The sequence below is a fragment of the Paracidobacterium acidisoli genome, assembly GCF_003428625.2.
Classification (GTDB): Bacteria; Acidobacteriota; Terriglobia; order Terriglobales; family Acidobacteriaceae; genus Paracidobacterium; species Paracidobacterium acidisoli.
In genome coordinates this window covers 9,420-22,544 of sequence record NZ_QVQT02000008.1, presented here as the reverse complement: position 1 = coordinate 22,544, position 13,125 = coordinate 9,420, and the positions used below count along the sequence as shown (strand labels likewise).

Annotated in this window: 8 protein-coding genes; 4 read left to right on the top strand and 4 right to left on the bottom strand. The window is 58.7% G+C overall.

What is annotated here, in order from left to right; translation table 11 throughout:
- Positions 1–9: 9 nt before the first annotated feature.
- Positions 10–1,233, bottom strand: a complete 1,224-nt coding sequence (locus D0Y96_RS18945; RefSeq protein WP_147325149.1) for an MBL fold metallo-hydrolase — start codon at positions 1,231–1,233, stop codon at positions 10–12.
- Between the two features lie 260 nt (positions 1,234–1,493).
- Here D0Y96_RS18945 and D0Y96_RS18940 point away from each other — a divergent pair, with 260 nt between their 5' ends.
- Positions 1,494–2,846: a hypothetical protein gene (locus tag D0Y96_RS18940; RefSeq protein ID WP_117303190.1), complete on the top strand. Its 1,353-nt coding sequence runs from the start codon at positions 1,494–1,496 to the stop codon at positions 2,844–2,846.
- Between the two features lie 151 nt (positions 2,847–2,997).
- Here D0Y96_RS18940 and D0Y96_RS18935 read toward each other — a convergent pair whose 3' ends face one another.
- Positions 2,998–3,819 carry a hypothetical protein gene (locus D0Y96_RS18935; protein ID WP_117303188.1) on the bottom strand — a complete coding sequence of 274 codons (822 nt, stop codon included), beginning with the start codon at positions 3,817–3,819 and terminating at the stop codon, positions 2,998–3,000.
- Positions 3,820–4,279: 460 nt separating this feature from the next.
- On the opposite strand from D0Y96_RS18935, the gene D0Y96_RS18930 reads away from it, so the two are divergent.
- The 3 genes from D0Y96_RS18930 to D0Y96_RS18920 all read left to right on the top strand — a co-directional run bounded on the left by D0Y96_RS18930 (position 4,280) and on the right by D0Y96_RS18920 (position 10,639).
- Entirely contained in the window at positions 4,280–6,391 is a 2,112-nt protein-coding gene (locus D0Y96_RS18930) for a TolB-like translocation protein (protein ID WP_158562492.1), read from the top strand.
- 239 nt (positions 6,392–6,630) lie between these two features.
- Positions 6,631–7,932 carry a ComEC/Rec2 family competence protein gene (locus tag D0Y96_RS18925; RefSeq protein WP_117303184.1) on the top strand — a complete coding sequence of 434 codons (1,302 nt, stop codon included), beginning with the start codon at positions 6,631–6,633 and terminating at the stop codon, positions 7,930–7,932.
- Positions 7,933–8,296: 364 nt separating this feature from the next.
- Positions 8,297–10,639 (top strand): glycerophosphodiester phosphodiesterase, encoded by a 2,343-nt coding sequence (locus D0Y96_RS18920; protein WP_158562491.1) that lies wholly within the window; start codon positions 8,297–8,299, stop codon positions 10,637–10,639.
- A gap of 191 nt (positions 10,640–10,830) precedes the next feature.
- On the opposite strand, the gene D0Y96_RS18915 is transcribed toward D0Y96_RS18920, so the two are convergent.
- Positions 10,831–11,727, bottom strand: a complete 897-nt coding sequence (locus D0Y96_RS18915; RefSeq protein WP_117303180.1) for a hypothetical protein — start codon at positions 11,725–11,727, stop codon at positions 10,831–10,833.
- 218 nt (positions 11,728–11,945) lie between these two features.
- On the bottom strand, positions 11,946–13,125 hold a 1,180-nt coding region (locus D0Y96_RS18910; RefSeq protein WP_286676450.1), incomplete at its 5' end, for an MBG domain-containing protein.

The following is a 13,125-nucleotide window of genomic DNA, read 5'->3' as shown; positions in this document are numbered from 1 at the left end:
GATTTGTTTTCAGTCCTGTTTCTGCCGTATCGAGCGCAGCATGAGGCGGTTTTCAGGGTGGAAGGAGTAGCCTTCGCCCCAGGCCATGATGAGCCAGGGCGTTTTGCATCCTGTTAATCGTTCGTAGCTCTGAACGTAGTCCTCGCGATGGGGGACAGCATGGGCCAGTTCGTTTTCGTGCCCGGGAATGACGAGGGCGGGGTTCACGCTGGTGATGGTTTGCAGCAATCGCGGGTTCCACGCGTTAGGCAACAGAACATCCACGTGGTATTTCCTCGCGAAATCTTTAAAAATCGCATCCTCGGAATGATCATCGGGCGATGAAAACTGATCGCCGAGGTGCATGACCGTGAACCCCTCTGGTGTCGTTACGAGGTAGAGGTCGTTCTCGATCGGCGGACCCTGGTGCCCGGGAAATGTCCTGACCAGGATGGTGCGCTCTGATCGCGTGACGGCGATTTTCTGAATATGCAGTGGATCGCGGTTCGCGTATGTCAGCCGGCCGCTGAAGGATGGATCGTCCGACCAGAGCCCGGGCGGTGCAATCACAGGTTTATTGAGGGCAAGGAATTCCGCGGCCACGCCTTTATTGGCGTGATCCGGGTGCCAGTGACTGATAAACATTGCATCGGACAGCTCCGCGAGCTGCCGGACCAGGTTGTGCGGAATCTGGAAGCTGGTTTCGGGAGCGCCCGGAACCAGATCGAAGCAAAAGGAAACGGTCGCCGTCTTGACGAAGAAGCCGTGGTTATAGAGCTTCCAGATTCGCATTCCGCTGGTCACGCGAGTCGTCCTGATCTCCTCGATCGCGTGCTCGATTCGATGGATGTAGAACTGGCGGACGACCGGATCGTCGGGAGCGGACTGAATGTGCAGAATATCGTCCAGCCTCTGGAGCGCGGCGCGCCGGGCCGGATATTCCGGAATCGCAGGCGGCATGCTGTTAAAGATGAAGTCGCACCAGGCCAGGGAATTTTCGATCCATTCCTCCGGAGCCTCCTTCAGCTCGGGAGGAACCAGGAGCCGCCGGGCGGATGTGACGAAGCCGGGGTGGGAGGCATCATCGGGAATGAAGGACTGCTCATCGAGGATCAGCCGTTCCGCCGTTGTGGATTCACCGGCGGACTCCCTGTGATTCGATTCTCCATCCGGCTGGCTTTGGGTCGCCGGCGGCAGCGCGAGAGAACCGATGACGAAGAATAAAACAAACACTCCCGCAATTCGATGTGCCACAGCGAATGCTCTCGCGGAGACGATCCTCTCGCGCCAGCCAGCCAGTCTTTGATTGCCTGCCATGCGAAGAATATGGTCGATTGGCAGCCGGATGGGCAGGGGCCTAACGGTGATTCACAGGGATTCACCGGCGTCTGTTCGATATAACCCGCCTGTTTCCGGCGTTTCGGTCTGCACAGCCGTTCCTGCGCCAAAAATGATTAACCACGGATTCACGCCCTCCGAGTAGACTGTGCCTGACAGTGTCGGAGATTGTTTCTGTGCCTGTTGCACCCCTTAAAGGAATCCCGGACACACAGCCTGCGGCGTCTCTCGAAGGCAATCCCAGATGGGAGGCTATCCAGTGCGTCCTGCAGACGCCGAGCTTTGCACGCTCGGCAAGGCTCTCCGCTTTTCTCGAATATGTAGGCAGGCGAGCCATACTCGGCCTTCATGACGAAATCACGGAACAGCAGATCGGTATCCACGTTTTCGAGAGAGAGCCTGACTACAATCCCGGCGACGATGGCATCGTTCGCCAGAATGCGCGCCAGCTGCGGCAGCGCCTCGCGCTTTACTACCAGGAAGAAGGACTGCGCGACTCCATCCGGGTAACGATTCCCAGAGGCAGCTACGTGCCGGTCTTTGAATCGACCACCCAGGAGGGTCCTGCAGAAGCGTCGATACAGGATTGGGAAATCTCTTCTCATGCGCCAGAAGCGAATCCTGAGACGCAGCAGACTGCGCCTGAAGCCGGGCTCCTGGAACATATTGATGCAGCGATAGCTCCGAGGCCGCGTCGAAAGTGGCTGATCGCGGCTGCTGTCCTCATGCTTCTGGGGATTTCCGGCTCCGTCGCATACGTTCGCTACGAGCAAAGCGTTACGAACCTGGATCTCCTCTGGTCCTCGCTGTTCCAGCCCCGGCGCACCACATATATTGTTCCCGGTGACGCCGGAATGAAGCTCTTCACCAATGTGGCGCATCGCACTGTGTCGGTCGCAGAGTATGCATCGCGATCCTACCTCGCTACCCCTCCTGGACAAAGCTCACCCGATTCAAGTCCGGCGAGCGATTCGATGGCGCAGCGGCGATACACCACCATGTCCGACGTCAAGCTGATTGTGGCTCTTATGCGCCTGCCCAGGCACTACTCAGACCAGATACAGGTCATCTTTGCGCGGGAGTTCAGTCCGAACGATCTGAAGACGGGAAACGGGATTTTGATTGGCGCTCCGGAAGCGAATCCCTGGGTACAGATCTTCGATTCTCAGGTCGATTTCTCCGTGGCATACGGCCGGAACTACACGATTCTGAACCGGAAACCGAAACACAACGAATCGCAGACCTATTCGACCTTTGACTCCGGCGACACCCGGTATTCCTATGGGATCGTGTCTCTGACGCCCAATCTGGACCAGACAGGACATGTGCTTTTAATCGAAGGTCCTACGATGGATCAGATTGAAGCGGCTGAAGATTTCCTTCTGAATCCGGTCAAAATGGTGGCAGTGCTGAAGCAGGCAAGAGGGACGAATGGAGAGCTGCACTCCTTCGACGCACTTCTTCAAACGACTTCCTACAAGGGCGGCAGCCTTGAGGCGAAGCTGGCCTCGCTGCACCTGCATCCCTGATCCGGACTGAACGCGAGCGTGCGGCTCGTCAGGATCGACCTGGCTCCCGGGCTGGTTACGGTCAAAGGGATGACCGGCTTATCGCTTATAAACAGGAAAGCGGACAGCGACAGGTTTATCGCCGTCCGCTCCTGCCGTCCTGACGAACTTATCAGACGGACAACGCCGGGAGCCCGTATGTCCGGGTAAGCACTTCCCTGCCCTGCTTCTGCAGGTCCTTCAGCTGCTCTGTGAGAGTCTCCGAGATGGTCTTGTACGTGTCGATCAGGGAAGCGTACTGCGCATCTCCGATCTTCTCTTCGACCCACGACTTTGACGCGGCCTTGATCTTGGCGGCGCATGCGTTGATGGCATCCGTCAGGGCGTCGATGAGCGCAATCTTCGCGTGGCTCTCGGCCTCCTGAGTGGAGAATCGAATTTCATAGGCGTAAATGTATTCGAGAATCTTCTCCTTCTGCAGAAAGCCCTGCGAATCATAGGCATCGCAGGCCATGACGGTGAACATGTGGAAGCCGTTGCCGAGCGCCTCCTGTTTGTACTGTGTCTTGAAGGTGATGGAGTTGGAGTTGCCGAAGGCCTCGAGCACTCCGCTCAGAACGACCAGAACGCGCGATGCCAGATAGAGCTCGAGGTTCTCCATCGCGGCCAGCGCCTTGCCGATATCCGGGGTGATGTCGATGTCGATTCCCTCAGGCTTGCTCGTACCGCCGAAGATCGCACCGGCGACGATGTTGATGACCTCCTTCAGTTTCTCCAGAGACCACACCGAAGAGTGCATAAAGTCGATGTTCTCTCCGCCGATGAACTTCTCCGATGTCCAGCCGTTGTGTTCGTAGAAGTTCTCGATCTCTTCCGACAGCTTGTCGAACTGAGGCTTCGCTTTCTCCTGCAGCTTTTTGGTGATCTCCTCGAGATACGCCTGAAACTTTTCGTTCTCTTTCTGAAGCTTGTCGATATCCTTGCTCTTTCCCATAATTCCTCCAGTTGGTGCCGGTGAATAGAAGACGAACGTGCACGAACCCGTGCGTCTCGCGGTCTTCAGAAAAGACCGCGACGTTGCCTCGAGGCGAAGCTCCCGTGGTGATATGGCTCGAGGCCCGGCACGGAGACGAAGGGCATGAAGCGAAGACTGCCGTTCGTGTACCCGCTGAACAACAATCTGCCCGAATATTGATGTGCCCTTCGGCTGCCCACAAGTGGGAACGGGGGTGAGAACTCCGGCATCGCGGGGTGAGCAGCGTTCCTCACGGTCAATACAATTGACATTTAACCCTGTATTCGCGAACGCGCCGGACAGCTCATGTTTAGAATGAATGCGATTATTCAGATGATTGCGAGACGTGCGAATCATGGATCGCGAGCTTGCCCGGAATCAACTCCGAAGAATCCTGTTAAGCGCTGAGTTCGTTCGGGCTCAACGGATGTCGCGCTTTTTGTCTCACGTCGTCGAGAAGAGCCTTCTCAGCGATCTCGATTCTCTGAAGGAACGGCAGATCGGAATCAGCGTCTTCGACCGGCCGGAGGACTGGGACCCCAAGCTCGACAATATTGTTCGCAGCGAAGCCCGGCGGCTGCGCGCAAAGCTGGAAGCCTACGCGGCGGCGAACGACCCTGAGGAGCGGGTTCGCATTACGATCCCCAAGGGCAGCTACATCGCGACGTTCGATGTGAGAAACATTCCCGAGCCTGCCATCGGCCGCGGTCCTCACGATTCGCCCGTGCTGCCTCAGAGAACCTACATCGGCCGGTTTCGCGACGCGAGGCTGTGGGCTCTCGGACTGGCGCTCGCTGTCACCTTCACGGCATGCGTCGGCGTGCTCGCCGCCGCGCACGATTATGCCGTATCGGCCAACGATCGCCACAGGTACGGCGCCACCTGGAGCATAGCGCCGTTTGCCGTCGACTCCGGGCGGCAGTTCAGCCCGGATATTTCTCCCGACGGACGCCTCATCGCATACGTTGCTGTGGATGCTGATAACGGCAGCTCGAATTCCTCCGACATCATTGTTCGCCCGGCCACAGGAGGCTCAGCCACAGACCTTATCCACAATGGACACTACAATCTCCATCCGGCATGGTCCCCATCCGGAGATCGGCTGGCTTATCTGCAGAAGCTCGATACAGAGAGCCGGCTGATCATCAGCGGCCGCGATGGCAGATCGCAGCGCCAGGTGTCGTCGATTCACGATGCGACCTCCGAGTGGACATCCAGCGGCCCCCTCGCCGACTGCCAGAAACTGTCCTGGTCGCGCGATGGCAGATCCATCTATCTGACTTCGCAGGTCGCGGACCTTCCGGATTATGGGATCGTCTCCGTGTCGACCGCAGATGGCCGGCAACATGCCGTGACGATGCCTCCCGGCGTCGACCAGGACTGCTATGCCCGCATCTCGCCCGACGGACGCACACTGGCCTTCGCGCGTTTTATAAGTCACGGCGTGAGCGATATCTACGTCGTCTCGCCGGAAGGCGGGACACCGAAAAGGCTGACCTATGTCAACAGCGAGATCCGGGGTCTGGACTGGTCCGCTGACGGTGAAAGCATCATCTATGCAGTACGCGACCTGAACCGCTCTGAGCTGCGGGTGCTCAATGTATCCACCGGTTCCTTCGGGGTCCTTCCACTCAACTCGGCGTGGGCTTCCGACCCGGTCTTCTCGCCGGCCTCGCAGTCTCTGGCCTTCGTCGAACAGGAAGACAGATGGACGATCTGGCGGGCGCGGCTCGATCATGGCCACATCGAAGATGCAAAGCCATTCCTTACAACGTCGGGGCAGAATCATTCGCCCAGCGTGTCGCCGGATGGAAAGACCGTTGCCTTCGTATCGGATCGGTCCGGCGCGCCGGAGATCTGGTTCGCTTCTCCGGATGGTTCGCAGCTGCGGCAGATGACCCACTTCGGCGGCCCCTGGCTTGGAACCATCCGCTGGTCGCCTGACTCGTCGCGGATCATCTTCGACGCCAGGCCTGGAGGCCACGCCACGATCTTCATGATGGCAGCCGAAGATTCGGCTCCTGCGCCGATCCTTCAGGGTGACTTCGAATGCAGGAGACCCTCCTGGTCGCGGCGGGGAGACTATATCTATTACGATTCCACGAGCCACGGCCGGTCGCAGCTCTGGACCCGATCCCTGCCGGACGCTCAGTCAACCGTCATCGGACCCTCCGGGTCGCAGGACGCGCAGGAGTCGAAGGACGGGAAGGATGTTTTCTTCCTTGTCCAGAACCCCGGCTCTTCCTCCAGTCTCTGGAAATCATCGACCGCGCCTGGCAGCAAGGCATCTCCGTTGTCTATCTCTCCCACGCCTGTGCTGGACTGGACCGTAGCGAACGACACGCTCCTTTATACACAGCAGCACAGGGACTCATTCAATCTCGTCTCTTATGATCCGCGCTCGCGCAGGTCTGTCGTGCTCGGAGTGATGCCCCAGGACCTGTCTCCCGGAACGCCCAGCCTGGCTGCTTCGCCGGACGGCAAGTGGATCTTCTATGCTGTCGTGACCCACGTCCGGAGCGATATCTCCCTCGCCACTGCCCCGCGCTGATCGACCTGCCTTCAGCAGCAACGATTCTCCCGAAGTCCGGAGCCAGACAGTCAGCCAATCAGACCCTTCGCGCAGAGGTGAAGAAGTCTTCTCACCTCCGGCAGACGTTCCGATCCCACGTACCCACCACTTTTGCGATGCACTCCTTCCGGAAAGAATTGTGATCGTAACTTCAACGATCACTTACCGGCGCGCATGCGATATGTAACTGTCCATGACGCCAAAAGAAGGAGTGAAGCATGAATCGGAGAAATTTCGTGCAGGGTCTTGCGCTCGCAGTCGGTGCGGCGCCATCGGTGAATTATGCGTCGGCCCCGGCTGCCGAAGAAGTTGTACAGTCCGGCTCCCCGGCTCAGGCATGGACTCCCGGCACCCTCGATATCCATCACATTTCCACGGGATGCGGGGCAGCGGCTTTCATCCTTTGCCCGGACGGGACGACGATGATGGTCGATACCGGAGCAATCATTCCGCAGCTCGATCCCAGTCGATCCAGATACCTTATTCCAGCAAAGCCAAACGCCTCACTTCGGCCGGGACAGTGGGTTGCGCGTTACGTTCTTCGGGAGCTGCAGGCTGCCGGCCGGCGCGAGATAGACTACTTCGTCCTGACACACTTTCATGCCGATCACATGGGTGAGATAGCGGAGCACGACCTTAACAGCTCGCCGATGTCAAAGTATGGGAAATATCAGCTCGGCGGTCTCACTGACCTGGCTGAAGAGGTGCCCATACGAACCATCATCGATCGCAACTTCCCTCGCTACGACTACCCGCAGCGCCTCGATTCCTTTATGGACCGGAACTATCGCGCCTTCCTCGAGTCGTTCCGCCAGCGGGGTGGGACCGTCGAGCGTTTCGAGCCAGGGCGGGCGGATCAGATTCTCCTGCAGCACGACGCCGCGCGTTACAACTCATTCCACATCCGGAACCTGGCGTCGAACGGCGCCGTCTGGACCGGAAGCGGAACAGCGGTCAAAGAGCAGTTTCCCTCGCTGGCCGGTCTTCCGCAAGAGAGCTTCCCTGACGAGAACAAGTGTTCCCTGGCGCTCCGGCTTGCGTATGGCGCCTTTCGCTACTACACCGGTGGCGATCTTGACCATGACACATACTACGGAACCCGCCCCTGGGCCGACATCGAGACCGCCGTCGCGAAGGCCTGCGGTCCGGTCGATGTAGCTGTGGCCAATCATCATGGATATGTGGACGCATGCGGCCCGGCCTGGGTCCGTGCCCTCAGCGCGAAGCTGTACATCATCAACGCGTGGGACTCGGCCCATCCTGCCATGCCTGGTCTTCACAACATGCTCAGCACCCAGCTCTACGGCACCGGCAGAGCTGTGCTTTCGACCGCCATGAAGCCGGAGAACGCGATCGCCATTCGCAGAATCGCGGAGATGGCGAGCACGAACGGCCACATCCATATTCGCGTCCCCGCGCCGGGCAATACATTTTCCGTGAATATTCTCGACAACACGACAGAGACCCGCAGCGTCATCCGCTCGCTCGGACCATACGTGTGTGGTGAAAAGCCGGCCTGAGCCGGTAAGTGCTTTTTCCACGACGCGGTTGCCGCTACCGGCCATCCTGTGGACAGGGCCGGTCAGGCGGCCGCGCGCGCAATGTCACTCCCCTGACGAGGAGGCAATCTGCGGGGTGACATGAAGAGTCACACGCGGGGGTGAGACTGCGTTTCCACTTCCGGCACGCATGCAATGCCCCTATGGTTTCTCGAGGGCGCCGCAGGTCGCAGCAGAGGAATGCTTCGAATCATGAGGCGAATCTCTCTGGAGGGATCGTATGTTCGGGATACGGAAGTTTCGCTGCTTTGTTTACGCCGTGGCTGTATTTCCATTGTTCTTTACTTCCATTGCGCGACTTGATGGCCAGTGCAGAAACCTGACCATGACCAATCCTCGCGCTCGAGATGGTTCAGACTGGGACCTCGTCAAGCTCCAGAGGGAGATGCAGAGGCCGGTCGATCGCGAGAACCTGATCCTCGTCACGGCGCATCGCGGAGACTGGGACATCTGCCCGGAGAACACCATCGAAGGAGCGATGATGGCGATGGACCAGAAGCTCGAGCTCGTCGAGCTTGACGTCCGCGTCACCACCGATGGCATTCCTTACCTCACGCACGACTGGGATCTGCGCGGCGAGGCCCTCAATGCCAACAGAGATGAGGCCACGGAGAACAACATCTACAAAATTGAGAGTGGTACGCTCGCGGCTGAAAACCGCGTAAAGCCCGACCGCCACGGATACCCCGGCAAGTCGGGTGGCGACGACAGAACCATTCATTTTCAGACCTTTCGCCAGTTTCTCGAAACCTACCTCGACCGCGTGCAGCGTCTCGACCACGGCGTCGTCGACCATGTGGTGCGGCGCGGTGCGGGTATCGTCGTCGATATTAAAGGCGAGGACAGAGTAGTCACCGACCTTGAATATGAACAGTCGCTGCAGTACACCTCTTTGCAGAAGATCCTGCGGGAGGTCCACAGGTTCGAGCAGCAAAAAGGTGTCTCCCTGAAAAATGTGCTCATCTACAAGGTAAATCTCAAGTCGATGAGGCAGATCACAGAGACCCCTGTGCCAAATGCCCACGACCGGAAGCCGCTGACGGCCGACGAGTTTAACGAATTCCTTCGAACGGCGGAGATAGGCTATACTCCCGGCCTGATCTTCATCGTCTATCCCGAAGACTGGGTTAAGAGCGGGCCCAAAGAGACTTACAGTGTCTATCATCCATGGCTCGAGGATTACAGAAAACACTACGAGAAGTTACTCGCCGTAGACTGGCAGACTCGCTACCCGAATATCAATCTTGAAGCGGAATCCCTGGACGACGTCAACAACGACCGCGGAGTCGGCGCCTTCGTCTCCTATAACCCCTTTCCGGAAGGCGGACGGCGCTCCGACGGCACCTGCACCTTCCAGGGTAATCCCGATACCCCTGTTCGGGACCCTAACCTCGGCACCATGTGCCTTCAGCAGGGGCTGAAGACGTATGCCTCGGCCTCGATCGAATTCTTCTTTCCTCCCAGGGACAGTGGTTTGCCGCTCTTAGCCACCAGCCTTACGACAGACATGTACGAAAACGCGGTCAACTACCTCAGGATTATGGGCCGCCGGCACACGGATCCTATTAAGTGGACAGGCGGGGATGAGAAGGGAGCGGATGACAGGCAGGGCGTGCTCGGCCTTCCTCCCGGGGAAAAGATCATCGACTGGAACTACGAGTCGCGCGGGCAGTGCCGTGTGTTCGATACTGTTTCGGAGGTTTGCGCCCACCTTCCGGAAAATGTGCACCTGAATCAGGATGTGGGAGGTTTCGCCGTTGTGACGAATGAACCCTCCTCCACGGCAACGATCATGCGCCTTAACGAAGGCGATATGAAGACCGGCTTTACCGTTGCCATCGAGCTGCCGGAGGGTGTGGCCAACAACGTGACAAACATAAGCACCGTAATCACCGTTCTGAACAGCCATGGGCAGCCGGCATTCAGTGTTCTCAGGGGGCGCGATGGAAGCTGGTACGCAGGGAAGCTGATCGACCGTGTGCTGGATCGGAGCTTCGATACGAAACTCTGGGACCCCGTCAGCCCCTGCAGTTCGCAGAAGCCGTGTGCTGCCGAGATGGTCTATGTGAGCGTGAGTCCTTACGGCGAGGTAAGGATTGACGATTTCGGCATCTACAAACAGAAACTTCACAAGGTATTCGGGAACTGGCAGAGCACGTTGCTCAACTACGGCATCCCCGTGACGGAATATCAGCCGGGCGCCGATCGCGAATATCCCAATCAACCGACGGAGAACCCCAGGTTCATCGAGATCTCCGGTGTGGGCATCGGCAAGCTGGCGTATGACCTTTACGGTGCGGACTCGATCTACAAGAATCCGAACACCACTGCATTTGTTTCGCTTCCCATCAGCCGCTTCGCCGTGTGGAGGGAAGGAATGATCGGGGAAATGCCGGAGAAATCACCAAGCCTCTTCCGCGGGGTGGAGCAGGCGATCCTCCGCGACATGCAGGCCCGATTCAACAAGTACCAATTCGACCCTATGTGGCTGCCCTGCAACAGCGGACAGTATGAGGTCAACCGACAGGGTGAAGGGCTCAACGGGCCAACCACGCAGTACGATCCGACGGATATCGCGACCCCGTGCACTCCGGATGGACGTGCGGTGCCTGTTCCTTCTTTGAAACTGCAGGCCGGATCAGTGACCGCAGACGAAGACCCTGAGTAGCGAGTCTCCGCGAAGAATGGTTTAAACGGTGCAACTCATGGAAGTGCGCAGTAGCTTCAATCGAGCGAGCGTCTCACATGGACGCTCGCTCTTTGCTTTGTAAGTCCAGCACCGCTGCGGGCGGTTGAAGAATGCAGCGGCCTCTTTTCGCGCTCTGGCAATCGCAGTTTCGCAGCTTCTGTTCGGCGGCGCTACGCCGCGGGTGTCGGCCCATATTGCGCACCGGACGGCGCTTGTACTTCTGCTGCACTGCGCGATTGCATTCCTTCCATAAGCCCTCTGATCTCGTGTGTGATTTCAAGGGCCATACGATAAGGAGAATGGAGGGCCTGATGGAACTCAAAGGCGCATCCACCCGTGCGGATTCGCACCATACGGATGATCTCCTGCGAAAGCGGCGTAACCTTCAGGAGTCCTCGTTCCGCTACAGAAAGCCGCACCTCTCCGCGGCCTTCCGGAAGATGGAAAATAACTTCTCGTTCCGTAACGACACAGGCCGGAATCTCACTGCCTCTCTGACGGCACAGATCCCGCAGAGCGCGGCAAAGACCGCGCCAGGCGGGGCCGCGCCGATCTGCCGCCAAATCCGGGCGGATGATCGGCTTCTCTTCCGCCGCCTTCTTTAGCTGCCTGGTCCGCCTCCTTTCGTTTCCGTCTGCCGGATCACGGAGCAGCTTCTGGAACCATGCCGGATCAATCCATTTGCCGGTGGCTTCGATCATGGCAAAGAGACAGTCGCGCGCCTCTTCGTAATTCGAAGCGTTGAATCGCCCGGTCAGGCTTCCATTGATGCTGTGTGCGCTTCCCTCTACCTGGAAGTGCACGCCGTTGCCGTTGCGGTGAGGGCGGATCGCGCATTCGATGCCGATCTCCGCGGGAGTGCGGCGCCTGTCGCGCTTTTTATCTACGTATGCCGCCAGCGCGCCCTGCTGCTCGATCAGTCCGGCCCGCTCGATGAGGATTCGCTCGTACTTCTTCGCCAGTTCGAGAGCGTCGCCGCCGCGGAAAATGCGTCCGGAAATCTGTCGAATTTCAGGGGCGGGATGTTCGGGCAACCCGTCCCGCGTCAGTATGGAATCGGAAGGCATATCCTTCGTCCGCGGTTACGTCTTTTCAGAATGCAGATCTCTGTTTCAGGAAAATGAGCGTTGTGCCGGATAGCCATTGCTCCGGTATAGAGCACGACGCTCTTTGAGGCTGCCCTCTGTGTGCTGCGAGGAAGGCTCTCCGTGGTTGCGGAAAGCCTCACCCGGTTATCGCGGTCTCTCGTTTCATAAAGTCTGCATCTGAATTGAATTGGCCTCAGCTAGAGCACCTGTATGCTGACCGGCACCGTGTTCGTTGTGCCGTCCTGCCCCTTCGCCGTGACGGTGATGGAGTAGGTGCCGGGAGCGGCGTTGGTTGACGAGGCCTTGCCTGAGCTGCTGCCACAGGCCGCCAGTCCTGCAAGTCCGGTCAACAGCACCGCCAGAAGCATCAGTTGCAGCATCCAGTCCTTCTTTGCGAATTGTTTGCGGCGGAACATCAGGAACAGACCCATCACCCCGCCAGGAAGATAGAACATCGCCGCTTCGATTCTCAGCCCGCCCGGCAGATGGCCCGTATGATCCAATCCCGCGACCATCGCGGATCCGGTAGTGGTGGAAATCGTCAGCGTCGTCATCTGCGTCGTGGCAGTGCCATCCGGGCTGACCGTTGCCGGTGTGAAGATGCACTGAACATTTGCCGGCAGCGTGCCGCAGCTCAGCGTCACCAGCCCCTGGTAGTAGTTCTGAGGATTGAGGGTAATGGTGGTCTGGACGAAATCTCCGGACACAACGGTCAACTGCTGCGGTGTAGCCGTCAGCGTGAAAGCCGACGCCGGTCCGCCTGAGGTGACCGTCAGCGTGCCATTCACGAATGCGAAGCTGTAGTTCGCCGCGTTCAGAGCGCCGGCCGTCGGAATGATCGGGTACGTTCCAACCGGAGAGCCCGGCGTTGCGGTTGTTGTTAATTGAGGCGTACCCGAGGTGGCGCTGCCCACAGTATCGCCATTTACAAAGCCGGTGAGCGTGTATGCGAAAGTGGGATTCGGCTCATTGTTCATGCGGGTCGCGTTGCCGGCTGTGATGGTCAGGACCGCAGGCACCACGGTAAAGCTCTGGCTGACGGACGCGGCGGGGCCGTACTGGCCGGCTCCGGGTTGTGTAGCGGTGACCGTTACATTTCCGGCGCCTGTAATCGTCAGCACATTCCCGGCCACGGTTGCCGGTCCGGCAGTCACGAGATACGTGATGCCGAGGCCCGAGCTGGTTTTCGCGTTCAGCGCAAACGGCTGCACACCGTACGTGACATTTGCGATGGGCGCGAAGCTGATCGTCTGCGTCTGGCCGGTGATGATGGTCAGCGTGCCCGCAGCGAAGTTGAGCGTGTAGTTCGATGCAGTGAGCGAGCCGGCGGTGATGTTGATCGGATACGCGCCCGGCGATGAGCTCTGTGTGGCCGTC

Excerpts from the sequence above, each read along its gene's own strand:
- D0Y96_RS18935 (WP_117303188.1), bottom strand. The coding sequence starts at position 3,819 with ATGGGAAAGAGCAAGGATATCGACAAGCTTCAGAAAGAGAACGAAAAG.
- D0Y96_RS18925 (WP_117303184.1), top strand. The coding sequence starts at position 6,631 with ATGAATCGGAGAAATTTCGTGCAGGGTCTTGCGCTCGCAGTCGGTGCG.
- D0Y96_RS18920 (WP_158562491.1), top strand. The coding sequence starts at position 8,297 with ATGACCAATCCTCGCGCTCGAGATGGTTCAGACTGGGACCTCGTCAAG.
- D0Y96_RS18915 (WP_117303180.1), bottom strand. The coding sequence starts at position 11,727 with ATGCCTTCCGATTCCATACTGACGCGGGACGGGTTGCCCGAACATCCC.